Origin of the sequence: Azospirillum sp. BE72, from assembly GCF_031455875.1 — a bacterium.
Taxonomy (GTDB): domain Bacteria; phylum Pseudomonadota; class Alphaproteobacteria; order Azospirillales; family Azospirillaceae; genus Azospirillum.
Window position 1 is genome coordinate 16095 of sequence record NZ_JAVDTO010000008.1, and the last position, 26023, is coordinate 42117.

The 26023-nt window shown below is 69.0% G+C and carries 21 protein-coding genes; 6 read left to right on the forward strand and 15 right to left on the reverse strand.

The window, feature by feature from the left end:
• Positions 1-46: 46 nt before the first annotated feature.
• Entirely contained in the window at positions 47-3304 is a 3258-nt protein-coding gene (locus tag J2Y49_RS19475) for an EAL domain-containing protein (protein ID WP_310116541.1), read from the forward strand.
• Positions 3305-3325: 21 nt separating this feature from the next.
• Here the strand turns inward: J2Y49_RS19475 and J2Y49_RS19480 are convergent, their stop codons facing one another.
• From J2Y49_RS19480 to J2Y49_RS19500, 5 genes are all read right to left on the reverse strand, one after another.
• Entirely contained in the window at positions 3326-4039 is a 714-nt protein-coding gene (locus J2Y49_RS19480; protein ID WP_310116542.1) for a histidine phosphatase family protein, read from the reverse strand.
• Entirely contained in the window at positions 4036-4434 is a 399-nt protein-coding gene (locus J2Y49_RS19485; RefSeq protein WP_310116543.1) for a DUF6285 domain-containing protein, read from the reverse strand. Before J2Y49_RS19485 ends, J2Y49_RS19480 begins: the two co-directional genes overlap by 4 nt.
• Entirely contained in the window at positions 4431-5477 is a 1047-nt protein-coding gene (locus J2Y49_RS19490) for a phosphotransferase family protein (protein WP_310116544.1), read from the reverse strand. The genes J2Y49_RS19485 and J2Y49_RS19490 overlap by 4 nt, the downstream gene beginning before the upstream one ends.
• Positions 5474-6670: an acyl-CoA dehydrogenase family protein gene (locus J2Y49_RS19495; RefSeq protein ID WP_310116545.1), complete on the reverse strand. Its 1197-nt coding sequence runs from the start codon at positions 6668-6670 to the stop codon at positions 5474-5476. The genes J2Y49_RS19490 and J2Y49_RS19495 overlap by 4 nt, the downstream gene beginning before the upstream one ends.
• A gap of 118 nt (positions 6671-6788) precedes the next feature.
• Positions 6789-7568, reverse strand: coding sequence for a glucose 1-dehydrogenase (locus tag J2Y49_RS19500; protein ID WP_310116546.1), 780 nt, complete (start codon positions 7566-7568; stop codon positions 6789-6791).
• A 161-nt stretch (positions 7569-7729) separates the two neighbouring features.
• Here J2Y49_RS19500 and J2Y49_RS19505 point away from each other — a divergent pair, with 161 nt between their 5' ends.
• Positions 7730-8440: a TetR/AcrR family transcriptional regulator gene (locus tag J2Y49_RS19505; RefSeq protein WP_310116547.1), complete on the forward strand. Its 711-nt coding sequence runs from the start codon at positions 7730-7732 to the stop codon at positions 8438-8440.
• 32 nt (positions 8441-8472) lie between these two features.
• Here J2Y49_RS19505 and J2Y49_RS19510 read toward each other — a convergent pair whose 3' ends face one another.
• The 4 genes from J2Y49_RS19510 to J2Y49_RS19525 are packed head-to-tail and all read right to left on the reverse strand — an operon-like array spanning position 8473 to position 12387.
• Positions 8473-9690: an ABC transporter substrate-binding protein gene (locus J2Y49_RS19510; RefSeq protein ID WP_310116548.1), complete on the reverse strand. Its 1218-nt coding sequence runs from the start codon at positions 9688-9690 to the stop codon at positions 8473-8475.
• 37 nt (positions 9691-9727) lie between these two features.
• Positions 9728-10660 (reverse strand): 3-keto-5-aminohexanoate cleavage protein, encoded by a 933-nt coding sequence (locus J2Y49_RS19515; RefSeq protein ID WP_310116549.1) that lies wholly within the window; start codon positions 10658-10660, stop codon positions 9728-9730.
• 40 nt (positions 10661-10700) lie between these two features.
• Positions 10701-11663 (reverse strand): 3-hydroxyacyl-CoA dehydrogenase NAD-binding domain-containing protein, encoded by a 963-nt coding sequence (locus J2Y49_RS19520; protein WP_310116550.1) that lies wholly within the window; start codon positions 11661-11663, stop codon positions 10701-10703.
• Entirely contained in the window at positions 11647-12387 is a 741-nt protein-coding gene (locus J2Y49_RS19525; protein WP_310116551.1) for a TetR/AcrR family transcriptional regulator, read from the reverse strand. Before J2Y49_RS19525 ends, J2Y49_RS19520 begins: the two co-directional genes overlap by 17 nt.
• 226 nt (positions 12388-12613) lie before the next feature.
• Between J2Y49_RS19525 and J2Y49_RS19530 the strand changes: the two genes are divergently transcribed.
• From J2Y49_RS19530 to J2Y49_RS19545, 4 genes are all read left to right on the forward strand, one after another.
• Complete coding sequence (locus tag J2Y49_RS19530; RefSeq protein ID WP_310116553.1) at positions 12614-14158, forward strand: fatty acyl-CoA synthetase; 1545 nt, start codon at positions 12614-12616, stop codon at positions 14156-14158.
• Between the two features lie 271 nt (positions 14159-14429).
• Positions 14430-16736, forward strand: coding sequence for a 3-hydroxyacyl-CoA dehydrogenase NAD-binding domain-containing protein (locus J2Y49_RS19535; RefSeq protein WP_310116554.1), 2307 nt, complete (start codon positions 14430-14432; stop codon positions 16734-16736).
• A gap of 11 nt (positions 16737-16747) precedes the next feature.
• Positions 16748-18535, forward strand: coding sequence for an acyl-CoA dehydrogenase (locus J2Y49_RS19540; protein ID WP_310116555.1), 1788 nt, complete (start codon positions 16748-16750; stop codon positions 18533-18535).
• 131 nt (positions 18536-18666) lie between these two features.
• Entirely contained in the window at positions 18667-19503 is an 837-nt protein-coding gene (locus J2Y49_RS19545; RefSeq protein WP_310116556.1) for a universal stress protein, read from the forward strand.
• Positions 19504-19559: 56 nt separating this feature from the next.
• Here the strand turns inward: J2Y49_RS19545 and J2Y49_RS19550 are convergent, their stop codons facing one another.
• From J2Y49_RS19550 to J2Y49_RS19575, 6 genes are all read right to left on the reverse strand, one after another.
• Positions 19560-20249: a TetR family transcriptional regulator gene (locus J2Y49_RS19550; RefSeq protein ID WP_310116557.1), complete on the reverse strand. Its 690-nt coding sequence runs from the start codon at positions 20247-20249 to the stop codon at positions 19560-19562.
• Positions 20250-20319: 70 nt separating this feature from the next.
• Positions 20320-21186: a sugar phosphate isomerase/epimerase family protein gene (locus tag J2Y49_RS19555; RefSeq protein ID WP_310116558.1), complete on the reverse strand. Its 867-nt coding sequence runs from the start codon at positions 21184-21186 to the stop codon at positions 20320-20322.
• Positions 21186-22358, reverse strand: coding sequence for a dihydrodipicolinate synthase family protein (locus tag J2Y49_RS19560; RefSeq protein ID WP_310116559.1), 1173 nt, complete (start codon positions 22356-22358; stop codon positions 21186-21188). The genes J2Y49_RS19555 and J2Y49_RS19560 overlap by 1 nt, the downstream gene beginning before the upstream one ends.
• 173 nt (positions 22359-22531) lie before the next feature.
• Positions 22532-23683: a Gfo/Idh/MocA family oxidoreductase gene (locus tag J2Y49_RS19565; RefSeq protein WP_310116560.1), complete on the reverse strand. Its 1152-nt coding sequence runs from the start codon at positions 23681-23683 to the stop codon at positions 22532-22534.
• On the reverse strand, positions 23680-25044 hold the full coding sequence (locus J2Y49_RS19570; protein ID WP_310116561.1) for a hypothetical protein: 1365 nt from the start codon (positions 25042-25044) through the stop codon (positions 23680-23682). The genes J2Y49_RS19565 and J2Y49_RS19570 overlap by 4 nt, the downstream gene beginning before the upstream one ends.
• A gap of 116 nt (positions 25045-25160) precedes the next feature.
• Positions 25161-25985, reverse strand: coding sequence for an ABC transporter ATP-binding protein (locus tag J2Y49_RS19575; RefSeq protein ID WP_310116562.1), 825 nt, complete (start codon positions 25983-25985; stop codon positions 25161-25163).
• Positions 25986-26023: the final 38 nt, after the last annotated feature.

Here is a 26023-nt window from a genome sequence, read left to right on the forward strand (position 1 = left end):
CTGGCACCTTGGTGCCGGTGATCGTCATCCTTTTCGATCCGGGACAATGCACCAAGCCCTGACCGCCGAGCCGACCGCCGGATTCGACTGGCTTCCGGACCGCAAGCAGGCTCCGGTGGATGCCGTGCACGACGCGCTTCCGGTGGGGATCGCGTTCCTCGACCGGCGGCTCCGTTGCCTGCGGATGAACCGTCGCATGGGCGCCATGGCCGGACTGCCATCCTCTTCGGCGGCGGGCGTGTCGTTGGCCGACCTCTGGCCGGAGGCGGAGGAGGCATTGCGCGCGGCCCTGCCGGCCGTCCTGGCCGGCGCGGTGGTCGAGGGCATCCCGCTGACCGGCACCGACGCGGCGCTGATCGCCGCGCTGCACCCCCACAGCGACGAGGATGGAGCCGCTCTCCTCTGCATCGTGGAGGACCGCACCGAACTGCGGCGGCGGGAGGCCGACCTCCGGCAGTTCGAGGAGCTGCATCGCCACACGCTGGAGCAGAGCAACCTCTATCCCTGGTGCAGCGATCCCGACGGCACGCCGCGGACGACGCCGCGCTGGCGCGACCGCATCGGCCAGACCACTGAGCAGACCGCCGGGCAGACCGCCGGGCAGACCGCCGGGCAGACCGCCACCGCCGAAGGTTGGAGCGCCGCACTCCACCCCGACGACCGCGCGCCCTTCGCCGCCGCCTGGGCCGTGGCGCTGAATTGCGGCACGCCGCTTGAGATAGACCTGCGCCTGCGCGTCGTGGGAGAAGAGGCGCAAGGCGGCGACGGCTATCGCTGGTTCCGCCGCCGCGCCTCCGCCCACCGCGGCGGGGATGGACGCATCCTCCATTGGTACGGCACGGACGAGGACATCCACGAGCGCCGTATGGCCGAGGACGCGCTGCGCGAGAGCGAGGACCATTACCGCCATTCGGTCGAGCTGAACCCGCAATTCCCCTTCACGCTCGATGCCGACGGCCGGCTTCTGGAAGTTTCTTCGCGCTGGCGCGCCCTGGTCGGCCTGACGCACGAGGAGACGCTGGGGCATGGCTGGATGGGCGCCGTCCACCCCGACGACCTCAGGAGCACCCTGGACAATTGGGCCGACGCCATGGCGACCGGTGTCCGGATGGATCATGAAAAGCGCATCCGCATGGCCGATGGCAGCTATCGCTGGTTCCGCGCGCGTGCCACGGCCCGCCGCGACGCGACCGGCCGGGCCATGCGCTGGTACGGCTCGACCGAGGACATCCACGAACGGAAGATGACGGAAGCCGCCCTGCGCGAGAGCGAGGCCTTCGCCCGCCAGATCCTCGACAATACGCCGGAATGCGTCAAGGTGCTGGACATGGAGGGGCGGCTGACCTTCATGAGCATCCCCGGCCTCGCCCTGATGGAACTCGACAGCTTCGACTGCGTGAACGGCCAACCCTGGGAAACATTCTGGCCCGAGGAACGGCGGGCGGAATTGCGGACTTCGGTGGAAACCGCGCGGCAAGGCGGCACCGCCCGTTTCATCGGCTTCTGTCCGACGGCCAAGGGCACGCCCAAATGGTGGGACAATCTGGTCTGCCCCCTGCCCGGCCCCGATGGGCGACCGCAGCGGCTGCTGGCGATCTCCCGCGACATCACCGACATCCAACTGGCCCGGCAAAAGGCGGACGAGTCCACGGCCCTGCTGTCCGGCGTGCTGGAGAGCACGACCGACAGCGTGGTGTTCGTCGATCGCGACTGGCGCATCACCTACCGCAACCCGGCCGCCGCCGCCATCCATGAGGGCTGCGGCATCCGGCTGGGCGACGACTTCTTCGGCGCCTTCCCGCAGCAGACCGGCACCCGCGACCTCTTCCGCCGGGCGATGGTGGAGCAGCGGCCGGTGGTCTTCGAGGAATTCGTCACGACACTCGGTGAATGGACGGAGGTTCATGCCTTCCCCACCGCGCAGGGCCTGTCGGTGTTCTTCCGCAACGTCACCGAACGCCGCCGCATGGAAGAGGAGCGGCGCGCCGCGCAGGAGAAGATCGCGCGTCTCGCCCGGCTGGATTCGCTGACCGGCCTGTCCAACCGCCTCTATTTCCAGGAAAGGCTGGAGCAGGCCCTGCGCGAGGCGACACCCGACGGCGTGATGGCGGTCCACTACATCGACCTGGACCAGTTCAAGGCGGTCAACGACACGTTGGGCCATCCGGCCGGCGACGCGCTGCTGCGGCAGGTGGCCGACCGGCTGCGCGGCTGCATCGGCGCGGCCGACCTCGTGTCCCGCTTCGGCGGCGACGAGTTCGCCATCCTCCAGCCCGGCCTTTGGGGAATGGGAGAGGCGGAGGAGCTTGCCCGCTGCATCGTCTCCGTCCTGGCACAGCCCTTCGACGTCGATGGCGCCCAGATCCAGACCGGCACCAGCATCGGCATCGCCCTGGCCCACCGCGACGGGACCGACGCCGATTCGCTGATGAAGGCGGCGGACATCGCGCTCTACCGCGCCAAGGCCGACGGGCGCAACACCCACCGCTTCTTCGCGCCGGAGATGGCGGAACGGCTGAAGGCCTTCCACGACCTGAAGCTCGGCCTGCACGACGCCCTGCGCCATGACGAATTCGAACTGTACTACCAGCCGCTGATCGCCACCGACGACGGCCGCATCCGCGGGCTCGAGGCGCTGATCCGTTGGCGCCATCCCGGGCGCGGCCTGATCAACCCGGCCGACTTCATCCCGGTGGCGGAGGAAACCGGCCTGATCGCCCCCATCGGCGAATGGGCCCTGCGCACGGCCTGCCGCGAGGCCATGCGCTGGCCGGACGGGATCGGGGTCAGCGTCAACGTCTCCTCCGTCCAGTTCCGCAACAAGGGACTGGTCGAGGCGGTGCGCAACGCCCTGGCCGAGACCGGCCTCGCCCCCGGCCGCCTGGAGCTGGAAATCACCGAATCCGTCCTGTTGCAGGACGACGACACCAACCTCCACACTCTGCGGGAACTGCGGGCGCTCGGCACCCGCATCGTCATGGACGATTTCGGCACCGGCTATTCGGCGCTGGGCTATCTCTGCCGTTTCCCCTTCGACAAGGTGAAGATCGACCGCAGCTTCGTCGCCGACCTGCCGCGCTGCACCGGTTCCACCGCCGTGGTGCAGGCAGTGGCCGGCATGGGCCGCAACCTCGGCATCGTCATCACCGCCGAGGGGGTGGAGGACCGGGCGCAGCTCGACGCCGTCCGCCGGCTTGGCTGTCACGAGGCGCAGGGCTACCACGTCTCGCGCCCGATCCCCGCCGCGGAGGTGCCGGCGCTGATCGATCGGCTCCAGGGCGGCCGGCTGCAGGGCGGCGGCTGACCACCCAGCCCTGCACCGCCGTCAGTCCAGATCCAGCAGCGGACCGAAGGCCTCCTCCAGGCTGGTGCGGTGCAGGCCGAGCTTTGCCGGGTTGCCCGGCGTCAGGTTCACGGCACGGATCAGGCGGCGCAGCACGCGGCCGTCGGCCACATCGACGTCGATGATGTTGATGCAGCCGTAATCCTGTTCGAAGGCCGACAAGGCGGACAGCCCGGCCCCACAGGCCCAGGACAGCAGCATGCGGTTCACCCCGTCATGGGCGGCCAGCGCCAGATGGGTCCAGCCCGGTTCCAGCACCAGCGCCTCGATGGCCGACACCACCCGGTCGCGGACTGCCGCGAAGCCGTCGCCGCCGGCGAAGCTGCCCTCCTCGGTGGCGGCGTCGAAGCCATAGACATAGGCGGTCTCGCGGTTTTCCTTCGGAATGCCGGCCAGCCGCCCGGCGCGGATTTCCAGGAAGGCCGGGTGATCCTCCACCAGCAGCCCATGCGGTTCGGCAACCAGCTCCGCCGTCTGCCGCGTGCGGGCGAGGCCGGAACACAGCACGCGGTCGAGCGGTACGGCGGAGAGCAGCCTGCCGGCCGCCCGCGCCTCTTCCCGCCCGCGCTCGGTCAGGGCGGCCAGCTTCGGGTTCAGCGGCTTGCCGTCGGCATCGTAATAGGAGACATGCCCATGGCGGAGCAGGTACAGGCGTCGCCGCGCGACGGTGCTGTCCAGCGGGGCGAAGGGGCTCATCGACCGGAACCCGGCGCTTCGGACCGGGACGTTTCAGCCGCCAGCCGCTTCGGATTGCTCACCGCCAGCCTTGCCCGCGTGATGTCCATCAGCACCGCACGAAGGGCCGCCTGCCGCTCGGGAGAATCGAACCGTCCGGCGTCGATGTCGGTGCAGAGCCGGGGCAGCAGCGCCCGCAGATCGCCCTTGGCATCGATGAGTCCCCCGATCGCAGCGGCAAGCTCCGCTTCGCCTTTGCCGCCGGCCGCCAGTTCGCGTTCGGCCACGCCGAGCGCGTTGGCGATCATCAGCGCGGTGAAGCGCTGGTCGGCAGGAATCACGGGCAGGATCGCTTCGCGGAAGCTGCGCAGCGCGATGGCAACGAGGTCGCCGGCCTTGGGATCGTCGTTGATCATACGAAACCTCCGCGCGCCGCGACGGCGTCCAGGTGCAGCAACAGGTCCATTTCGATCTCCGGCAGCATCCGCCCGGTCAGCGCCAGTTCCAGCGAAGGTTCGGTGCCGGAGATGTGGCGGTTGGCCTGCTGGATGGCGATCACCGCCCAGCGCATGCAGGCCGCCGCTTCCCAATAGGCGACGGCATGCGGGTCCACGGGACGGCCGGCGGTCTCCTCGTAGCCCGCATAGAAGTCGACCCGGTCGGCGATGCCGCCGGCCTCGCGGTCGTTGCGGCCGAAGCGCCAGCAGGCGGCGCAGAACCAGCCCAGATCCTCCATCGGGTCGGACCAGCCCGCGAACTCCCAATCGATGATCGCGGACAGCCGCCCGCCCTCGACCATATAATTGCCGGTGCGGTAATCACGGTGGCACAGCACGAGGTCGCCGGATGGCGGCGCGTTCCGCTCCAGCCAGCGCAGGCCATAGGCCAGCACCGGATCGGTCACGGCATAGCGCCCGGCCCAGCGGCGGAAATCCTCCACGGCCTGCAACGCCGCCGTCGGTTCGGGCAGGGCCAGGAACTCCAGCCCCGCGGTTCCCGGCCGCACGCGGTGGATCAGGCCGAGCTGCCGGCCGAGTTCACGGGCCAGATCGCGTTGCGGCGCCTCGCTCTTGACGATGCGGAAGCCGGCGGCGATGCCCGCCGCCCGCCGCATGATGTAGAAGGGCGCGCCCAGCATCGCCGGGTCCGATCCGACGAACAGCGGCTCCGGAACCGTGGCGCCGGCCGCGAAGACGGCGCCGAGAACCGCCGCCTCCTGCACCTTGCCGAGGCTGGCCGACACGCCGGAGGCGGAGCCGGTGCGCAGCACGCAGGCATGGCGGCCGTCCAGCCGTCCGCCGTCAATTTCCAGCGTCACCGCCAGGTTGAGCGAGATGGCGCCGCCGCTGAGCCGCCCCTCCTCCGTCACCGTCACGGCCCTGGCGCCGGCCTGCCGGACCAGCCAGGATTCCAGCGCCGCCTTGCGCTCAGCGGTCAGGCCGGTGTCGCCGCCGCTCATCGCCAGCCCCAGAAATCGTCGCCCTCGGCGAGATAGCTGCGGCTCAGCACCATCTTGTGGACCTCCGACGCGCCGTCGACCAGCTTGGCCTGCCGGGCGTAGCGGTAGATCCATTCCAGCACCGTGTCCTTGGAATAGCCGCGCGCGCCGCAGAGCTGGATCGCCGTGTCCGCCGCCTTGAACAGCGTGTCGGCGACCTGGACCTTGGCCATCGACACTTCCTTGCGGGCAAAGCTGCCGCTGTCGAGCGCATGGGCGGCCTTCATGGTCAGCAGCCGGCCGATCTCGATCTGCATCGCCGTCTCGCCCAGCATCCACTGCACGCCCTCATGCTCGGCCAGCGGCATGCCGAAGCTCTCGCGCTCCTTTACATAGGCCGCCGCGATCTCCAGGCAGCGCTTGGCAAGGCCGGTCCAGCGCATGCAGTGGGTCAGCCGCGCCGGACCCAGGCGGATCTGCGTCGCCTTCAGCCCGTCGCCGACCTTCATCAGCACATTTTCGTCCGGGATCTCCAGCCCGTCGAAGATCAGTTCGCAATGGCCGCCATGCTCCTCCGGCCCCATGATCGGGATGCGGCGCTCGATGCGCCAGCCGGGCTGGTCCTTGTCGAACAGGAAGGCGGTCAACCCCTTGCGCGGATCGTCCGACGTGCGCGCCATCAGGATGAAGTGCTGCGCCGCGTCGGCCCCGGTGATGAACCATTTGCGGCCCGAGACGACCCAGCGGTCGCCCTTGCGCTCCGCCCTCGTCTTCATCATCGACGGGTCGGAACCGCCGCCGGGATGCGGTTCGGTCATGGCGAAGGCGCTGCGCACCCGGCCCTCGACGATGGGGGCGAGCCAGCGCTCCTTCTGGGCCGGCGTGCCGACCATGCTCAAGAGCCGCATGTTGCCGTCGTCGGGGGCGGCGGCGTTGAAGCAGACCGGGCCGAAGATCGACCGGTTCATCTCCTCGTAGCAGGCGGCGACGCCGACCATCGGCAGGCCCTGCCCGCCGACCTCCTTCGGCAGTTGCAGGGTCCACAGCCCGGCGGCCTTGGCCTTGGCGCGCAAGGTCGCCAGGGGGGCGTCGGCGATGTTCTCGTGCTCGTCCCAGTTGGCGCGGTCGGCCTCGACCGGGAGGATCTCCTCCTCGACGAAGGCGCGCACGCGGCGGCGGTAGTCGTCCAGCTCCGGGGGAAGGGTGAAATCCATGGAACGGCTCCGTTCGCTTGAGTGCGATCGGTTCGGACGGAAACGTCCGAAGCGTGAATCGCACGAAAAATCATAAGCCTAGAGTCCGTCAGATGCTTCAGTAAGCATCTGACGGACTCTAGAGGGAGGACACCAGATGGCCGCCGTCGACGGCGAGAACCGATCCGGTCATGTAGGCGCCGGCATCCGACGCCAGCAGCAGCAGCGGCCCGTCCAGATCGGACAGCCGGCCGAGCCGGCGCTGCGGGATGCGCTTGACCAGCGCCTTGCCGGCGTCGCTGGCGAAGAAATCGGCGTTCAGTTCGGTCTCGACATAGCCGGGGCAGAGCGCGTTGACGCGGATGTCGTAGCGGGCCAGTTCCAGCGCCATCGCTTTGGTCAGATGCACCAGACCGCCCTTGGCCGCGATGTAGGACGACACATGGCCGGCAACCCGCATGCCGAGGATGGAGGCGATGTTGACGATGGTCCCGCCCCGCCCGCCGCCCTGCGCATCGTCGCGCATGCGCCGCGCAACGTCGCGGGCAACGCGGGCGCAGCCGGTCAGGTTGGTGTCGATCACCCGGTCCCACTCCTCCTCGCTCATGTCGAGGAAGGGGCGCGTGGCGGTCACGCCGGCATTGTTGACCAGGATGTCGATGCGGCCGAGCCCATCCCAGGCCTGCCCGACCGCCGCGGAGACGGAGCCGGCATCGGTGACGTCCATCGCGACCACCAGGGCGGTGCCGCCGGCCGCCTCGATTGCGGCCTTCGTCTCGGCCAGCGCGTCGGTGCGCCGGGCAGCCAGCGCCACGCGGGCGCCCGCCTTTGCCAGCACCCCGGCGAAATGGCGGCCCAGGCCGCTCGACGCGCCGGTGATCAGCGCCGTCCTGCCGGTCAGGTCGATGGTGAAGCTCATGCTTCCTCCCGTGATTGGGCCGTGGTTGGGATTTCTTTGCGGACGCCTCCGCAGGCACCCTGAACAGCGCTCTTGAAAAAACGAGCGAGCGCTCGCTTTATATCCCTGACGCCCGCCTTGTGCAAGAACGATTGCCGTCACGAACGATAGGACCCGACCGCATGAGCAGCTTTCAGGAGTTCCAGGCCCGGCACGACCTGTCGATGGAGGCACTGTGCGCCCGCATCCTGGAACGCCATGCCGCGACCATCCGGGTGAAGAAGCCGGCGGTCGCCATCGCCAACCTCGCGCGCATCGTGGAGACGACGCTGACGCTGGCGAACCGCAAAGGCTTCCATTCCATGAGCCTGCGCGACCTGACCGAACAGTCCGGGCTGAGCATGGGCGCGCTCTACGCCTATTTCGACAGCAAGGACACGCTGCTGATGATGATCCTGGGCCAGGTGGTCGGCGTGGTGGAGGAGGTGCTGGGCCGGCCGCCGGAGGCACTTGCGACGGATCCCGCCAGCCGGCTGCGCTGGCTATTGGAAACGCATCTCTATCTGACCGAGGCGATGCACCCCTGGTTCGTCTTCGCCTATATGGAGGCGAAGGCATTCCCGAAAGAAGGACGCGAACTTGCCGTCAGCAGCGAGATGATGACGGAATCGATGATCGCCGACGCGCTGGCCGACGGTGTCGCCCGCGGGCTGTTCGCGGTGCCGGACGTGTCGATGGCCGCGGTGCTGATCAAGCCGATGCTGCAGGACTGGTACGTCAAGCGCGCCAAGCACCGCCGCCGCGGCGTCACCCCCGACCTTTATGCCGAGCAGTTGATCGCCTTCGTCGAGGCGGCGGTGAGACTAAGGACGATGCAGGCGGCGGGGCGCTGATCCGCAACGGAACAGCGCCCCCGGCCGCGGACTTACTTCACCAGCGGGCAGCCGCCCTTGTCCATCGGGCGATAGGCCTCATTGCCCGGAATGGTGGTCAGCACCTTGTAATAATCCCACGGCCCCTTGGATTCGGCCGGGGTCTTCACCTGCATCAGGTACATGTCGTGGACCATGCGGCCGTCGGCGCGCAGCGTGCCGCCCTTGGCGAAGGCGTCGTTCACCGGCGTCTCGCGCATCTTCACCATCACCGCCTTGGCCTCGTCGGTGCCGGCGGCCTCGATGGCCTTCAGGTAGTGGCGCACGGCGGAATAGCTACCGGTCTGGATCATGCTGGGCATCTTGCCGGTCTTGGCCATATAGGCCTTGGCGAAGGCGCGGGCATCGTCGTCACGGTCGGCGTTCCAGCCATCCATCAGCACCAGCCCCTGCGCCGCCTTGAGACCCAAGGAATGCACATCCGTCGGGAACATCAGCAGGCTCGCCAAGGTCTGCCCGCCCTGCGGCAGGCCGAACTCCTGCGCCTGCTTGATCGAGTTGGCGGTGTCGCCGCCGGCATTGGCGAGCGCGATGACCTTCGCCCCCGACCCCTGCGCCTGCAGCAGGTAGGAGGAGAAGTCGGCCGTGTTCAGCGGATGCCGGACGGAGCCGGTGATCTTGGCGCCGTTGGCCTTCAGCACCTCGGTCAGCGACTGTTCCAGCGCATGGCCGAAGGCGTAGTCCACGGTCAGGAAGTGCCAGCTGTCGCCCAGGATCTTGGCGCCCGCCTTGCCCATGCCCTGGGCCAGCGCGTAGGTGTCGTAGGTCCAGTGGGCCGTGGTCGGCGAACAGGCCTCGCCGGTCAGCTGTGCGGCACCGCCGCCGGAGATCAGGAAGACGCGGTTCTTGCGCTTGGTGATGTCCTGCACCGCCAGCGCGACTGACGAGGTCGGAACGTCGACGATCACGTCGACCTGCTCGGTGTCGATCCACTTGTTCACCAGCGACGCGCCGATGTCCGGCTTGTTCTGGTGGTCGGCGAAGATCACCTCCACCGGCTTGCCGGCGACCTTGCCGCCCATCTCCTCCACCGCCATGCGCACCGCCTCGACCGAGCCCATGCCGGTCGGGTCGGCATAGACGCCGGTCATGTCGTTCAGGACGGCGATCTTGACCTTGCCGTCGGAGATTTGAGCTTGGGCAGAGGCTTGAGTGGCCCCCGCGATCAGTGCGGCGGAACAGACACCGGCGGCCAGAATCCAGCGTTTCATGGATGTTTCCTCCCTGTTTGGTTGGTTTTTCGGGTGGTCAGAAAGCGACGTTGTCGCCGCCCTTGGTCTGCAGCATCGCCCGCGCCTCCTCCGGCGTGGCGATCTCCAGGCTCAACTCTTCGAGGATGCGGCGGATCTTGGCGACCTGTTCGGCGTTGGAGGTCGCCAGCTTGCCGCGCCCGGCATAGAGGCTGTCCTCCAGCCCGACGCGGACGTTGCCGCCGAGGATGGCGCTCAGCGTGACGAAGGACATCTGGTGGCGCCCGGCGGCCAGCACCGACAGGTAATAGTCGTTGCCGAACAGCCGGTCGGCCGTGGCCTTCATGTGCATCAGGTTTTCCGGATCCGGGCCGATGCCGCCGAGAATCCCGAAGATGCATTGCGTGAAGAAGGGCGGCTTGACGATGCCGCGGTCGGCGAAATGCGCGAGAGTGTAGAGATGGCCGACGTCGTAGCACTCGAACTCGAACCGGGTGCCGACATCGCCCAGTTCGCGCATGCCGCGCTCGATCTGGGCGAAGGTGTTGGACAGGATGAAGTCGGTGGTCGACTCCAGATAGGGCTTCTCCCAATCGTGCTTGAAGCTGTCGAACTTCGCCGCGGCGCCGGAGATGTTGAAGTTCATCGACCCCATGTTCATCGACGCCACTTCCGGCTGCGCCCTCTTGGCCGCGGCCAGCCGCTCGTCCAGCGTCATGCCCAGCCCGCCGCCGGTGGTGATGTTCAGGATGGCGGCGGTCTGCTGCTTGATGCGCGGCAGGAATTCCATGAACAGATCCGGCGAGGGCGAGGGCTTGCCCGTCTCCGGATCGCGGGCGTGCAGGTGGAGCATCGCCGCACCGGCCTCCGCCGCCGCCACGGCGTCGCGGGCGATCTCGTCCGGCGTGACCGGCAGATGGGGCGACATGGTCGGCGTGTGGATCGAACCGGTCACCGCGCAGGTGATGATGACCTTGTCGGCGCGTTTCATCGGGTGTCTCCTCCCTTGTTTTCCGTAATGTCGAGTGCGGTCAGGAGCCGGTGCGCAGGGCCCGGCGTTCCTGCTGGAGCGTCTCGATCAGCGCCAGGAGCAGTTGGTCGCGCTCCTGCGCCAGATCGGCCTGGGACCGGCCGTGCAGCGCCTCCCGCATGCCGGCGGTCAGCTGGTCGCGCAGCTCCGGCGTCAGCGCCGGGGTGCCGAGATCCCGCCACCAGCCCTCCATCGCCGGGCCGATATGGTTGAGGAAATGGGACATGCCGCCCTCACCGCCGGCGAGGTTGAAGATCATGTTCGGCCCCATGATCGCCCAGCGCAGGCCCGGCCCCTCCGCGATGGCGGTGTCCACATCCTCCACGCTGGCGAGCCCGGTGGCGACCGCATGCACCGCCTCGCGCCAGAGCGCCGCCTGGAGCCGGTTGGCGAGATGGCCGGGCACCTCGCGGTTCAGGCGGATCGGGCGCTTGCCGACCGCACGGTAGAAGGTCATCAGCCATTCGATCGTGCCGGCCGTCGTGTCCCGGCCGCCGACGACCTCGACCAGCGGGATCAGGTGCGGCGGGTTGAACGGGTGGCCGACGGCGAAGCGTCCCGGCATGCGGCGGCCCTGCTGCAGTTCGCTCATGATCAGGCCGGAGGTGCTGGAGGCCACGATCACCTCGTCGTCCAGCACCTCTTCCAGCGCGGCGTAGAGCGCGCGCTTGACGTCGTCGCGCTCCGGCGCGTTCTCCTGGACGAATCGGGCGCCGCGCGCCGCATCGCGCGGGTCGGTGTGGAAGCTCCACGTCTCCGGATCGGCGCCGGGGGCGAGGCCCAGCCGTTCCAGCGCCGGCCAGGATTGGGCGATCAGGCCGCGCACCACCGCTTCCGCGGCGGGATTGGGGTCGCTGACGGCGACGCTCATCCCCCTGGACAGGAACAGCGCCGCCCAGCTGGCGCCGATGGTGCCTGCGCCGATGACGGCGACGCGACCCACCGCGTCAGGATGAGGGACCACCGGCCCCTGAAGGTCCGTTCTGGTGCCGGTCGGTCTGGCCGCCGGATTGGCCGCTGGGTTGGCCCTGGGATCGAGTGTCATGGTCCTCCCCGGATGTTCTTGTTTTGCCCAGGCCGTTCATCAGCAGGTCGATGCACTGGGCGGCGATGTCGTGGGCGCTGAGGCCGCCGTTCGGCTGGTACCAGCGGCCGATCCAGCTCAGGGCGCCCGCCACGGTGAAGGCGGCGATCTTCGGATCGCAGGGCGCGATGCAGCCCTCGGCGATGCCGCGTTCGATCAGGCGGCGGAACTTGCGGTCGATGCTGCGCTTCAGGGACCGCAGCGTTCGGCGGCTTTCCTCCGTCAGCGGTTCCTCGCCGACGCGGATGACGCACATACCGAAATCCATGGTGACGATCTCGGCGTATTTGCGCATCACCGCGATCAGCTCCTCATAGGCGCTGCCGCCATGGCCGATCACGTCGTTGGAGGCCTCGTCGAGCATCTCCAGCCCGATGCGCACGCACTCGAAAAGGATCTCCTCCTTGTTCCTGACGTAATAGTAGATGGTCGGCTTGGTGACGTTCAGACGCCGCGCGATGTCGTCCAGCGAGGTGTTGTGGTAGCCCATCTCGTTGAAGGCCCGCGCCGCCGTCCGCAGCACGGCGACGCGCTTCGCCTCCCGCTCCGTCTGGCGGTCGGATGACGCCTTCCATGGCGATTGGCTGTCCAAAGATTCCTGCATCGCGTCAACACTCCGTTCCGGCACGCGCTCTTCCCCCAGCCTTTGCATTCCCCTCCGCTTCTGTCCATCGCCCCGACGGCAGCAATAGCGACAGCCGCAGCAGCCACAGCCGATTGGTCGCCACACACACTGTTGACCATCGCATCAATCTGCCTCATCCTACTCGCAAGTAACATGCCTTCCAACAAGTATGTTGAGGGCGCAAACATCGAGGGAGGAGGAACGCATGGACAGCATCGCCCTGGCCCGGACCGACAGCATCGGCGCAGCGCTGGCCCGCAGCGCCCGGCGTAACGCCACGCGGACCGCCCTGACCTACGAAGAGCGGGACTGGAGCTTTTCCGGACTGCACCGTGCCGCGCTGCGGGTGGCCCGGCGGCTGGGCGACCTGGGCATGCGTCCGGGCGACCGGGTGGCGGCCTATGGCCGCAACTCCGACGCCTATGTGATCGCCTGGCTCGGCTGCGCCATCGGCGGCTTCATCCATGTGCCGATCAACTACGCCCTGACCGGAGAGGAGCTGTCCTACATCGTCGAGCAGTCGGGCGCCCGCATGCTGCTGCACGACCCCGACCTCGCCGCCAACCTGGAGGGCGTCCACGCCGCTGGCCGGGTGGAGCAGTTCGGCACGCTGACGGTTGGCGACGCCGGTGGCCTGGACATCCTGGCGGTGGCGCTCGACGAAACGGCTCCGGCGGAGGTCGACACGGCGGTTCGCGCCGACGACGTGGCGCAGCTTCTCTACACCTCCGGCACCACGGCGGCGCCGAAGGGGGCGATGATGACGCACGGCGCGCTGCTGGCGGAGTATCAAAGCTGCATCTACAGCTGCCGCCTCGACCAGGACGACCGCTCGCTGGCCGCCTTGCCGCTCTATCATTCGGCGCAGATGCATGTGTTCGTCATGCCGCAGCTGCTGATCGGGGCGACGACGCGGCTGATCCAGGCCCCGGCGCTGAAGCGCTGCCTGGAGCTGATCGAGCGCCACGGCATCACCTCCTTCTTCGCGCCGCCGACGGTGTGGGTCGGGCTGCTGCGCCATGCCGATTTCGACGCGCACGACCTGTCCTCGCTGCGCAAGCTCTATTACGGCGCCTCGATCATGCCGGTGCCGGTTCTGCAGGAGCTGCGCCAGCGGCTGCCCAACGCCCAGGCCTTCAACTGCTATGGCCAGAGCGAGATCGGGCCGCTCGCCACCGTCCTGCGGCCGGAGGAGCATGAGGCGCGTCCCGCCTCCGCCGGGCGTCCGGTGCTGAATGTCGAGACGCGGGTCGTCGATCCCGACATGAACGATGTGCCGCCGGGCACCCATGGCGAGATCGTCCACCGCTCCCCCCAGCTGATGGTCGGCTATTGGGGCAAGGAGCAGGAAACGGCGGAGGCGTTCACCGGCGGCTGGTTCCATTCCGGCGACGTCGGCTATTTCGACGAGGAGGGCTATCTCTACATCGTCGACCGCATCAAGGACGTCATCAACACCGGCGGCGTCCTGGTCGCCAGCCGCGAGGTGGAGGAGGCGATCTACACCCATCCGGCGGTGGCGGAGGTGGCGGTGGTCGCCCTGCCCGACCCGAAATGGATCGAGGCGATCAGCGCCTTCGTCGTGCTGCGCGACGGCCAGACCGCGACGGAGGAGGAGCTGGTCGCCCATGTCCGCCAGCATCTGGCCCACTTCAAGGTGCCCAAGCGGATCGAGTTCCTCGACACCCTGCCCCGCAACACCGCCGGCAAGCTGCTGAAGCGCGAACTGCGCAAGTCCCACGGCGCCTGAGCGTCTTTGCCGCTGGATAAAGCCCCTCTCCCCTTGCGGGAGAGGGGTTGGGGTGAGGGGGCGCAAGCCTGATTCCCTCCAGCCTTTGGCCGGCAGCACCCCTCATCCCGCCCCACAAGGGGAGAATGGCATCCGATCCAGATGCGTTGCTGTTCAAGTTTCAATCGCGATAGCCCGAACCGACCACCCGTACTCAAGGATCGAGAGCGATGAACCAAATCTTCGCCGCGGGCCGCACCCGCTTGCCCGCCACTCTCCCGGAGCACGCGTGATGGAAAGGGCAATCCGCAAGGTCGCGGTGATCGGCGCCGGCTCCATGGGATCGGGCATCGCCGCGCAATTCGCCAACGGCGGCGTGCCGGTTCTGCTGCTCGACGTCGCCGGCCCTGAAGACGACCGCACCGCTCCGGCCCGTGCCGGCGTGGAACGGCAGCTGAAGGCGCAGGGCTTCATGGACCCGTCCGCCGCTGAATTGGTGAGCGTCGGCAGCATCGAGGACGATCTGGCCGCCGTCGCCGACGCCGACTGGATCGTCGAAGCGGTGGTGGAGGATCCGGCGGTCAAGCGCCGGCTGTTCGCCCGGCTCGATGCCCTGCGCAAGCCGGGGGCGGTGGTATCCTCCAACACCTCCACCATCCCGCTGGCACAGCTGACGGAGGGGGCGTCGGAGGCGTTCCGCCGCGACTTCGTCATCACCCATTTCTTCAACCCGCCGCGCCACATGCGGCTCATGGAGCTCGTCGCCGGCCCCGGCACCGCGGCGGAGACCGCCGCCCTGGTCCGCGATGTTGCGGAGACCGTGCTGGGCAAGACCGTGGTGGATTGCCGCGACACGCCCGCCTTCATCGCCAACCGGCTGGGCTGCCATTGGATGTCGGTCGCCGCCATCGAGGCATTGCGCCACGGCCTGACGGTGGAACAGGCGGACGCCGTGGCCGGTGCGCCCTTCGGCGTGCCGCGCACGGGGATCTTCGGGCTGCTGGATCTCGTCGGCATCGATCTGGTCCCGCTGGTGTGGGGCAGCCTGCTGGGCGCCCTGCCCGCCGGAGATGCCCACCACCGCCACGATTTGACGGCCGAGCCGTTGATCCGCCGCCTGATCGCCGAGGGGCGGATCGGCCGCAAGGCCAAGGGCGGCTTCTACCGTCTTGCCCCCGGCGGCAAGGCGCGCGAGGCGCTGGACCTCGCCACCGGAGAGTACCGTCCACAGGCGGACGCCGCAGCCAACCGCGATCTGGCGGCGCTGATCCGGCAGGAGGATGCGGCCGGACGCTACGCCTGGGCCGTGCTGTCCAACAGCATCGCCTACACCGCCGCCGTGGCGGGGGAGATCGCCGACGACGTGGCGGCCATCGACACCGCCATGCGGCTCGGCTATGGCTGGGCCGAGGGGCCGTTCGCGCTGGCCGACCGGGTGGGCTGCGCCGCCATCGCCGACCGGCTGGCGGCGGAGGGGCGCGAGGTGCCGCCGCTGCTCGCCACCGCCGCGGCTGAGGGAGGCTTCTACCGCCGCGCCGCCGCCGGGCGGGAGACCCGCAGCACCGTTGGCGTCTGGACACCTGTCCGCCGGTCGCCGGGCGTGCTCGACCTCGCCGAGGTGAAGGAGCGCGGGCCGCGCTTCGCCGGCAACGGCTCGGCCTCGGTCTGGGATCTGGGCGGCGGCGTCGCCTGCCTCGAATTCCACACCAAGATGAACGCCATCGACCAGGGCATCCTCGCCATGGTCGCGGAGGCGGCGGAGCGGGTGCCGTCGGCGTTCCGCGCCCTCGTCCTCTACAACGACAACCCGCGCGCCTTCTCCGCCGGGGCCAATCTCGGCTATTTCGTCGAGCGGCTGGAGGCCGAGGACTTCGCCGCGCTGGAACGCTTCGTCGAGCAGGGGCAGGCGGCCTTCCGCGCGTTGAAGCATGCCGCCATCCCGGTGGTCGGCGCGCCGGCCGGGCTGGCGGTCGGCGGCGGCTGCGAGGTGCTGCTGCATTGCGACGCCATCCAGGCCCATGCCGAGACCTACATCGGGCTGGTCGAGTTGAAGGTCGGCATCGTTCCGGGATGGCGCGGCACGGCGGAGCTTCTGCTGCGCTGGGGCCGCAGGACCGACCGGCCCGCCGGTCCGGAGGGAAATGCGCAGGCGGCCTTCGGGACCATCGCCGGCGCGCGCATCACCGGTTCGGCGCTGGAGGCACGGATGCTCGGCTACCTGCGGCCGGAGGACGGCATCACCATGGGCCGCGACCGGCTGCTCGGTGACGCCAAGGCAAGGGCGCTGGCGTTGGCCGAGGGCTACCGCCCGCCGGGCGTGGGCTCCGTCACCCTGCCGGGTCCGGAGGGGCGGGAGGCGCTGCAGGCCATCGTCCGGGGCTGGCGGCAGGACGGGCGGGCCAGCCCCCATGACGAACTGGTCGCGGGCTGGCTGGCCGGCGTGTGCTGCGGCGGTCCCGAAGCCGGTCCGCAGACCCCCACCGACGAGGATACCCTCGCTGCATTGGAACGTGAGGCCCTGTCCGCCCTGATCCGGGAACCAGCCACCCGCGCCCGCATCCGGCACATGCTGGACACCGGCAAGCCCCTGCGGAACTGAGGAGCACACCCATGGCCGTTTATCAGCCGCCGCTTCAATCCATGCGCTTCCTGGTCCATGAGGTGCTCGACGCGCCCGCCGTGCTGGCGGACGCAGGGTGGGAGGAGATGTCGGGCGACCTGTTCGACGACGTTCTCGCCCAGGCCGGCCGCATCGCCGCGGAGGTGCTGTTCCCACTGAACCGGTCCGGCGACGAGGAGGGGGTGCGCGTCGAGGCGGACGGCGTGCGCATGCCCGCCGGCTTCGCCGACGCCTACCGCGCGTGGCGGGAGGGCGGCTGGAACGGGCTGGCCGGTGATCCCGCCTATGGCGGACAGGGCATGCCGGCGCTGCTCGACACGCTGGTGACGGAGATGGTGTGCGGCGCCAACCTCGCCTTCAGCATCGTGCCCGGCCTGACCCAGGGCGCCATCCGCGCCATCGCGGCGCATGCGGGCGACGCGTTGAAGGACGTGTATCTGCCGCGGATGATTTCCGGCGACTGGACCGGCGCCATGGCCCTGACCGAGCCCCACGCCGGCACCGACCTCGGCCTGCTGCGCACGCGGGCGGAGCCGGGGCCGGACGGCAGTCATCGCCTGACAGGCCAGAAGATGTTCATCTCGTCAGCCGACCACGACCTGACCGACAACCTCGTCCATCTGGTGCTGGCCCGCCTGCCCGATGCGCCGCCGGGCACGCGGGGCATCAGCCTGTTCCTGGTGCCGAAACGGTTGCCGGACGGCTCCCGCAACGGCTGGACCGTGCTGTCGTCGGAACAGAAGATGGGCCTGCACGCCTCGCCCACCTGCGTGGTGTCCTACGAAGGGGCGGTGGGCTGGATGGTGGGGCAGCCGCACCGCGGCCTGCCGGCCATGTTCACCATGATGAACCACGAACGGCTGTTCGTCGGCATCCAGGGCATCGGCGTCGGCGAATGCGCCGCCCAGTCCGCCCTGGCCTACGCGCGCGAGCGCGAGCAGGGACGGGCGCCAGACGGTCCGCGCAATCCCGATCGGCCTGCCGATGCGATCATCCACCTGCCCGACGTGCGCCGGATGGTGCTGACCGCCCGCGCGCTGACCGACGCCGGCCGGGCGCTGGCCGCCTGGACCGCGCTGTGGATGGACCGTGCCCATCGCTCCGACGATCCCGCCGTGGTGGAGGAGGCGGAGGATTGGGCGGCCCTGCTGACCCCGGTCATCAAGGCGGCCGGCACCGATTTCGGCTTCGAGGCGGCGGTGCTGGCCCAGCAGGTCATGGGCGGCCACGGCTATATCCGCGACAACCGGGTGGAGCAGCTGGTCCGCGACGTGCGGGCGACGCAGATTTATGAGGGGACGAACGGCGTCCAGGCGCTCGACCTCGTGCAGCGCAAGCTGACTCTGCATGGCGGCCGGCCGGTCGCCCGCCTGTTCGCGGCGATCGACGCGGCGGCGAGGGACCTGGAGGCCGAACCGCTCACCCGCGACATCGCCGGCCCGCTGCGCGACGCGGTGGAACGGCTGCGCGGGACGGTGTCCTGGCTGGCGGAGGCGGGGTCACACAGCCCCCTCGCCCCGGCGGCAGCGGCGACGGACACGCTGAGGCTGATGGCGCTGGTGGCCTATGGCTGGATGTGGGGGCTGATGGCGGCGGCGGCGGCACGGCGGCCGGAGGGCTACGACGGTGCCTATCTGGACGGGCGGATCGGACTCGCCCGCGTCTTCGCGAACCGCCTGCTGCCCGAGACCGCGGCGCTGGAGCTGCGTATCCGCAGCGGCCACGACAGCCTGTTCGATCCCGGCCTGCCGGCCGACCTTGCCGCCTTGGACGGTTAGGGCCGAAGGAGCATGGGTTGACGCAGGTCAAGGCGGATTCCGCGGAGATCTGCTTTGCTTGTGGAATGGCACCGGTTCGACCAGGAGCGCCCCGATAACGGCCGACGCCGTCTGCTTTGGGAGGACGCGACATGAAACTGCGGATGCTCGTTCCCCTTCATACCTATCCCGATGGCAATCCCGACAGCATCGCCCGGCTGGTGGCGATGTACGCCCGTCACCTGCAGGCGGATGTCTGCGCTCTCGCCTGCAACATCGACCTGCCGAACCCATCCAGCATCCTAGGCTCCCTGGCCATCAACGTGCCCACGATGATCCGGGAGGCGAAGGCCGGAAGCCGCGCGCGGTCGGCGGCCCTGATCGACGCCATGAGGGCCGAGCTGGACCCGTTGGGGATTCCCCTGCGCACCATGGAGGCCGAGCGCTATCCAGCGGAGTTCGGCGACGTCATCGCCCGTCAGGCGCGCTATCACGACATCGTCCTGTTCGGCATGGGCCAGCGCGACGGCATATCGCGCCTGACCGCCGAAGCCGTGATCTTCGGGTCCGGCCGCCCCACTCTTCTGGTTCCGGACTCCGCACCGGCGAGCCCCCCGGACCATGTGGTGATTGCCTGGGACGGCGGGAGTGCCGCCGCGCGGGCCGTGTCCGATGCCCACCCGTTCCTGCGCCGCGCCGGAACGGTCACCATCGTCACGGTGGCCGGTGAGAAGCCTCTGACGGACGACCATGCGGGCGAACGGCTGGCGGAGTATCTGGCCGATCACGACATCAAGGCCCAGCCGTCCCGGCTGCAGGGCGACGATCGACCCATCGCGAACATCCTGCAGGCGCATGTGCGCGATGTGGGCGCGGGGCTGCTGGTGATGGGAGGCTTCGGCCATTCCCGGATGAGGGATTTCGTCCTGGGCGGCGCCACGCGGGGAGTATTGGAGGATCTTCGGGTTCCCGTGCTCGTTTCGCACTGATTGCGGCAGACACCGCATTCACCGGGACGCCGCGGTTACTCGAGCGCGACCGGCGGTCAGGGACGCAACGCCTTCAGGACCAGTTCCACCATATGGGCGAGCCGCTCCTCCCGCGCCGGCTCGGCCAGCAGGTCGCGACCGAAGATGACTGACAGGGTGTGGACGTTGGACAGGTAGAAATAAGACAGGCCGGCAATGGAGATGTAGAGCTGCACCGCATCCACCCCGGCCCTGAACACCCCAAGCTCCACCCCGCGCGCCAGCACGTCGGCGATCATCTGGACGAAGGGCGAATGCATCGACTGGACATGGGCGGAGGTCTTCAGCAACTCCGCCCGGTGCAGGTTCTCGATGTTCAGCAGCGCCATGAATTCGGGGTGATCGATGAAATACTGCCAGGTGAATTCGATCAGCCGCGCGATGGCGTCGGGCGGATCCAGCATCTCCAGGTTCAGCGTGCGTTCGGTGGCTCGGATATGGGCATAGGCCCCCTCGAGGACCGCCAGATACAGCTCCTCCTTGTTGCCGACATGGTAGTAGAGCATGCGCTTGTTGGTGCCGGCCTGCTCGGCGATGCGGTCGATGCGGGCGCCGCCCAGACCGTAGCGCGCGAACTCCTCCGTCGCGGCGGCCATGATGCGGGCCCGCGTCCCTTCCGGGTCACGGGTCGCCTTGGCCGGCGCGGCGGCTCTGTTCGGCGTCGGTGCGGGCGGCACCGGCTCGGGTGCGTCGGTCAGGCTGTCCATGCGGGAAGCCGGCTCCTGCGATACGGGAAGGGGGCGGTCTTCCCCGATGGTAGAGCGTCGGCCGGCGAATTCAAACCACGCTGCGGTGCCGTTCGATGCAGGTGTCCAGCACCTCGCCCATCGGCCGTTCCCACCAGTTGTTTTGCGAGAAGATCTCCACCTCCGAAAAGCCGGCGAAGCCGCACTCCTCGACCCAGCCGCGGATGCGCGGGATGTCGATGACGCCGTCGCCCATCATGCCGCGGTCGAGCAGCAGGTCGGTCGTCGGCACCAGCCAGTCGCAGACATGGAAGGCCAGCAGCCTCTCCTTGCCGGCACGGCGGATCTGCGCCTCCAGCTGCGGATCCCACCAGACGTGATAGACGTCGACCGCCACCCCCAGCACCCCGGTCCGCGCCGGGTCGAGCCGGTCGCAGAGGTCGAGCGCCTGGGCCATCGTGTTCACGCAGGCGCGGTCGGCGGCATACATCGGGTGCAGCGGCTCGATCGCCAGCGGCATGCCGGCCTTGCGGGCATAATCCAGCAGCTCGGCGATGCCGTCCTCGACCTGTGAGCGGGCCAGCGCGATGTCCTTGCCAGGCGCCGATCCGGGGCGGGAATATTGCGGCAGGCCGCCCACCACCAGCACGAGACAGACGGCACCCAGCGCCGCCGCCTCGTCCACTGCGCGGCGGTTGTCGTCGCGCACCTCCGCCGCCTTGGACGGGTCGGCCGGAAACATGCCGCCGCGGCAATAGCCGGACAGTGCCAGTTCTCCCGCCCGCACCGCCCGCATCGCGGCGTCCAGCCCCACCGCCGCCACCTGATCGCGCCAGGGCGAAACCGCACGGATGCCGCGGCGGGTGCAGGCGTCGAGAATCTCCACCAGATCGCCCTGCTTGCGAACGGTGGCGGTGTTGATAGACAGCCAGCGGTGATCTCCGGAAAAGTCGCGCATCACGAAATCCCCCGCACCGCCAGAACCGCTGCCATCCGCCGCGCCGCCCGGTCGGGATCGGACAGCAGCCCGGCCTTGTCGGCCAGCCGGAACAGTTCCGCCAGATGCAGGGTGGAGCGCGTGCTCTCCTGCCCGCCGACCATGGTGAAATGGTCCTGGTGTCCGTTCAGATAGGCCATGAAGACGACACCGGTCTTGTAGAAGCGGGTCGGCGCCTTGAAGATGTGGCGCGACAGCGGCACGGTGGGGGCGAGGATGTCGTGGAATCCCGCCTCGTCTCCGTCGGCCAGATGGGCCAGCGCCGATGCTGCGGCCGGTGCGATGGCGTCGAAGATGCCGAGCAGCGCGTCGGAATGGTGCTGCCCGTCGCCGGCGATCAGTTCCGCATAATTGAAGTCGTCGCCGGTGTACATGCGGACGCCGCCCGATCCATTGGCGGGCAGCCGCCGCCGCATGACGATCTCCTTGTCCTTGTCGAGCAGCGAGATCTTGATGCCGTCCACCTTGGGCGCGAAGTCGCCGATGATCGACAGCGCGGTGTCCATCGCCGCGTCGATGTCGGTGGCCCCCCAATAGCCGGCCAGCGCCGGGTCGAACATGTCGCCCAGCCAATGCAGGATCACCGGCCGCTTCACCTGCGACAGAATGCGGCCATAGACGCGGATGTAATCCTCCGGCCCCTTGGCGACGCGGGCCAGCGCGCGCGACGCCATCAGGATGATGCGGCCGTCGAGCGCTTCGATCGCCTCGATCTGCTCCTCATAGGCGCGGATGACGTCGTCGATATCGCGGGCGTTCTCCGGCGGCAGGTGGTCGGTGCCGGCGCCGCAGGCGATGACCCCGCCGCGCGCCTTGGCGGCGGCGAGCGAGCGGCGGATCAGCTCCAGGGACGTCGGCCAGTCCAGCCCCATGCCCCGCTGCGCCGTGTCCATCGCCTCGGCGACGCCAAGGCCGAGATCCCACAGATGCTCACGGAAGGCGATGGTCCGGTCCCAGTCGATGGCGGGGGCCAGCCACGGATCGCAGTTTGCCAGCGGGTCGGCGACCATATGGGCGGCGGCGAAGGCGATGCGGGTCAGCGGCCGGTCTGTGCGGGCGGGAAAGCCGCGCGGCGGGGCGAGGGTGTAGCTTTCGATGCTGCGGTCGGGGCGGGGGAGGCGGATGGTGGGCATGGGTATTGTTCCTGGAAGAGTCGCGGCGACGAGCCCCATCCCCATCCCTCCCCCACCTTCGGTGGGAGAGGGGGTAGAACGCTTGTCGGCGTGACTTGATCGCGTAGCAGCGGCAGTCCCCTCTCCCGCAAAGCGGGGGAGGGTTAGGGTGGGGGTCTAACTCGGCCGACGCCTCACCCCTCGATGGCCGGCACATCCACCCAGCGGCGCTCGCGCCAGCTCTGCAGCGCGCATTCCACCAGTTGGACGCCCTTGGCGCCTTCGATCAGGCCGTGCCTGTAGGGCGCATCCTCCACCACATGGCGGATGAAGGACTCCCACTGCACCTTGAAGCCGTTGTCGAAGACGGCGTTGTCCGGCACCGGTTGCCAGGTGTCGTAGAAGTCGATGGTCTGCTTCTGGTCGGGGTTCCACACCGGGCGCGGGGTGCCCTGGCGCGGCTGGATCACGCAGTCGGTCAGGCCGGCGACCGCCGAACCGTTGGTGCCGTCGACCTGGAAGGTCACCAGATCGTCGCGATAGACCCGCGTGCACCAGGAGGAATTGATGGTGGCGATCACCCCGCCCTCAAGCTCGAACATCGCATAGGCGGCGTCGTCGGCGGTGGCCTTGTAGGGCTTGCCCGTCTCGTCCCAGCGTTCCGGAATGTGGGTGGCTCCCAGGCAGGAGATGCTCTTGACCTGCCCGAACAGATTGTCGAGCACATAGCGCCAGTGGCAGATCATGTCGAGGATGATGCCGCCGCCATCCTCCTCGCGATAGTTCCAGGACGGGCGCTGCGCCGGCTGCCAGTCGCCCTCGAACACCCAGTAACCGAACTCGCCGCGCACCGACAGCATGCGGCCGAAAAAGCCGCTGTCACGCAGCATGCGCAGCTTTTCCAGGCCAGGCAGGAACAGCTTGTCCTGCACCGTGCCGTTCTTCACCCCGGCCTCCGCCGCCAGCCGGACGACGCGCAGCGCCTCGTCCAGGTTGGTGGCGATGGGCTTCTCGCAATAGACATGCTTGCCGGCGCGGATCGCCTTCTCCAGCAGGGTCGGCCGCATCTGGGTGGTGCCGGCGTCGAAGAAGATCACGTCGTCGCGGTTTTCCAGCGCGGCGTCGAGATTGTCGCTCCAGCGCTCGATGCCGTGTCGGCGGGCCAGCTCCTGCATCTTCTCGGCGTTGCGGCCGACCAGGATCGGGTCGGGCATGACGCGCGTACCGTCGGACAGGGCCACACCGCCCTGGGCGCGGATCGCCAGGATCGAGCGGATCAGGTGCTGGTTCATGCCCATCCGCCCGGTGACGCCGTGCATGATGAGGCCAAGGCGCTTGGTGCTCATGGGGGAACTCCTTCGGAAAGCGCTGATGTCGGGTTTGAAAGGGGCGACAGGCCGGACCAGTCGGGATCCGTTGAATGGGCGAAGCCGGGACTGCGTAGCGGAGCCGTCGGCAGCCGGCCGGAGCCGGTGGCGAGCCGGACCGTCCCGTCGGTGTCGCGGGCGTAGAAGCCGGGATGCGCGGCGAGGAAGGCATCGGCCTCCGCCTCGCTGCCGAAGCCCTCGCCATACTGGTGGCCGTTGCGTTCGGCGTGCGGGATGCCGAGGACGGCGACCAGCGCGGTGTCCTGCTGCACCGACAGTCCGGCTTGGCAGGTCAGATCCTCGGCGGAGATGAAGTGCGGCGGCCCCCACGCCGCGCAGCGGGCGCGGTTGAGCATCGCCTTGTACAGGCCCTTGCAGGACTTGGACGACACGCCGCGATAGCCCAAGGCGCGGGCGCACGGGAAGGCATCATAGCCGTCGTCGGATTCGTCGATGATGACCGGCACCCGCTCCGCCACCGCGCCCAGCGGCCGGGCGAGCGCCGCCTCCCGTGCGATGGGCTGCTCCAGATAGGCGAGCGCCCTGCGGAAGCCCGCCAGCGCCGGGGCGGCGTCCATCCGGTCGAGAAACTCCGCGACATGGCCGGCATCGCGGTACTGCTCGTTGCCGTCGAGCGTGGCGCGATGGCCGGGAACGGCCTTCTCCAGAACGGCCGACAGTTCGCCAAGCCGGTCGATGTCGGCGGAGATGTCGCCGCCCAGCTTGATCTTGAACCAGCGCAGCGGTGAGCGCTCCAGCAGGGCGCGTAGGTCGTCGGGCTTGTCCAGCAGGCCGACGGTGTGACGCAGTTCCACCTCGGCAAGTGGGGAGAGGCTCTTCAGGAAAGCATCCAGATTGAAACCGGCGAGGTCGGGCGTCAGCCGCGCATCCAGCCCGGCGACGTTGGCGCCCAATCCCTCGAACGCATTCAGCCCCAGCACCCGCAGAAGCCCGTCCAGAACCGCCTTGTCGATCTGCGCCGGACCGAAGGCGGCGGCCAGCTTCGGCTCCAGCGTCGGCGTGAAGGCGGCGTGATGGCCGAAGGCGGTGTCGAGGCGGCCGTCGGACAGATAGGCCTCCCGCGCTTCCACCAGCGAACGGCGCAGGCCGTCCACCGTGTCGGCCGGGCTGCGGTCGGGACGCTTGTCGAACCATTTCGGCATCATCATCTCGGCCGTCGCCCCCCAGGCCTCGCCATGCCCCTCCACGTCGACCAGGGCACGGACGAAGGCCTGCGGTGCGGCCTCCACCGTCACCGCGCCGAAGCGGAACGGCTTCACGAAGCGAACGGGCCGCTCGTACAGCTCGATGGCGCGGATGCGCAGACGGGGGGCGGGCATGGAATGGTCTTTCGTGGTGATGGTGTCTGGCCCCCACCCTTCCCATGCGGGCGCATGGGCCCCTTCCCTCCCCCGCCCAGCGGGAGAGGGTCAGGGTGGGGGTCTAACGTGGCTCCCTAATCCAGATGCCCCTGCGCCGCGAAATGCTTGCGAATGGTCTGGGTCAGCTGGATGAAGACGGGGTCGCCCATGACGTCCAGCGTCCGCGGGCGCGGCAGCGGGACCTCGTAGGTGGCGGCGATGGTGCCGGGGCGTTCCGACATCACCATCACCCGGTCGGCCAGGAACACCGCTTCGGGGATGGAGTGGGTGATCAGGATCACCGTCTTGCCGGTCTCGAACTGGATGCGCTGCAGCTCGACGTTCATCCGCTCCCTGGTCATGGCGTCGAGCGCGCCGAACGGCTCGTCCATCAGCAGGATCTTCGGGTCGTGCACCAGCGCCCGGCACAGGGCGGCGCGCTGCTGCATGCCGCCCGACAGCTGCCAGGGGTATTTGTTCTCGAACCCCGTCAGCCCGGTCATCCCGATCAGCTTGTGCGCACGCTCCAGATAGCGCTCCCGCGGCAGGCGGCGGATTTCCACCGGCAGCATGATGTTACGCAGCACCGACCGCCAGGCCAACAGGGTCGGGCTCTGGAAGACGATGCCGGTGTCGTCGTGCGGCTCCGTCACCGTGTCTCCTTCGATGCTGATGGTGCCGCTGGTGACCGGCAGCAGCCCCGCCAGCATCTTCAGCAGGGTGGACTTGCCGCAGCCGGACGGGCCGACCACCACCAGGAACTCGCCCGGCCGCACGTCGAAGGTGATGGGGCGGAGCGACGGCACCTCGCCGTCGCGGCTGCGGTAGGTCTTGGTCACGCCGTCGATGCGGATCAGCGGCGCGCCGGATAGGCGCTGCGTTTCCGCTTCGCCCACCAGTTTCAACTGAGGCTGTGCCATGCTCTCCTCGTCGTGCCTTGCGGGGGGCCGGTCGGTCG

Excerpts from the sequence above, each read along its gene's own strand:
- J2Y49_RS19560 (WP_310116559.1), bottom strand. The coding sequence starts at position 22,358 with ATGCCCACCATCCGCCTCCCCCGCCCCGACCGCAGCATCGAAAGCTAC.
- J2Y49_RS19515 (WP_310116549.1), bottom strand. The coding sequence starts at position 10,660 with ATGAAACGCGCCGACAAGGTCATCATCACCTGCGCGGTGACCGGTTCG.
- J2Y49_RS19540 (WP_310116555.1), top strand. The coding sequence starts at position 16,748 with ATGGCCGTTTATCAGCCGCCGCTTCAATCCATGCGCTTCCTGGTCCAT.
- J2Y49_RS19525 (WP_310116551.1), bottom strand. The coding sequence starts at position 12,387 with ATGCAGGAATCTTTGGACAGCCAATCGCCATGGAAGGCGTCATCCGAC.
- J2Y49_RS19475 (WP_310116541.1), top strand. The coding sequence starts at position 47 with ATGCACCAAGCCCTGACCGCCGAGCCGACCGCCGGATTCGACTGGCTT.
- J2Y49_RS19500 (WP_310116546.1), bottom strand. The coding sequence starts at position 7,568 with ATGAGCTTCACCATCGACCTGACCGGCAGGACGGCGCTGATCACCGGC.
- J2Y49_RS19530 (WP_310116553.1), top strand. The coding sequence starts at position 12,614 with ATGGACAGCATCGCCCTGGCCCGGACCGACAGCATCGGCGCAGCGCTG.
- J2Y49_RS19575 (WP_310116562.1), bottom strand. The coding sequence starts at position 25,985 with ATGGCACAGCCTCAGTTGAAACTGGTGGGCGAAGCGGAAACGCAGCGC.
- J2Y49_RS19550 (WP_310116557.1), bottom strand. The coding sequence starts at position 20,249 with ATGGACAGCCTGACCGACGCACCCGAGCCGGTGCCGCCCGCACCGACG.
- J2Y49_RS19480 (WP_310116542.1), bottom strand. The coding sequence starts at position 4,039 with ATGAGCCCCTTCGCCCCGCTGGACAGCACCGTCGCGCGGCGACGCCTG.
- J2Y49_RS19495 (WP_310116545.1), bottom strand. The coding sequence starts at position 6,670 with ATGGATTTCACCCTTCCCCCGGAGCTGGACGACTACCGCCGCCGCGTG.
- J2Y49_RS19485 (WP_310116543.1), bottom strand. The coding sequence starts at position 4,434 with ATGATCAACGACGATCCCAAGGCCGGCGACCTCGTTGCCATCGCGCTG.
- J2Y49_RS19490 (WP_310116544.1), bottom strand. The coding sequence starts at position 5,477 with ATGAGCGGCGGCGACACCGGCCTGACCGCTGAGCGCAAGGCGGCGCTG.
- J2Y49_RS19505 (WP_310116547.1), top strand. The coding sequence starts at position 7,730 with ATGAGCAGCTTTCAGGAGTTCCAGGCCCGGCACGACCTGTCGATGGAG.
- J2Y49_RS19570 (WP_310116561.1), bottom strand. The coding sequence starts at position 25,044 with ATGCCCGCCCCCCGTCTGCGCATCCGCGCCATCGAGCTGTACGAGCGG.
- J2Y49_RS19555 (WP_310116558.1), bottom strand. The coding sequence starts at position 21,186 with ATGCGCGACTTTTCCGGAGATCACCGCTGGCTGTCTATCAACACCGCC.
- J2Y49_RS19545 (WP_310116556.1), top strand. The coding sequence starts at position 18,667 with ATGAAACTGCGGATGCTCGTTCCCCTTCATACCTATCCCGATGGCAAT.
- J2Y49_RS19565 (WP_310116560.1), bottom strand. The coding sequence starts at position 23,683 with ATGAGCACCAAGCGCCTTGGCCTCATCATGCACGGCGTCACCGGGCGG.
- J2Y49_RS19535 (WP_310116554.1), top strand. The coding sequence starts at position 14,430 with ATGGAAAGGGCAATCCGCAAGGTCGCGGTGATCGGCGCCGGCTCCATG.
- J2Y49_RS19510 (WP_310116548.1), bottom strand. The coding sequence starts at position 9,690 with ATGAAACGCTGGATTCTGGCCGCCGGTGTCTGTTCCGCCGCACTGATC.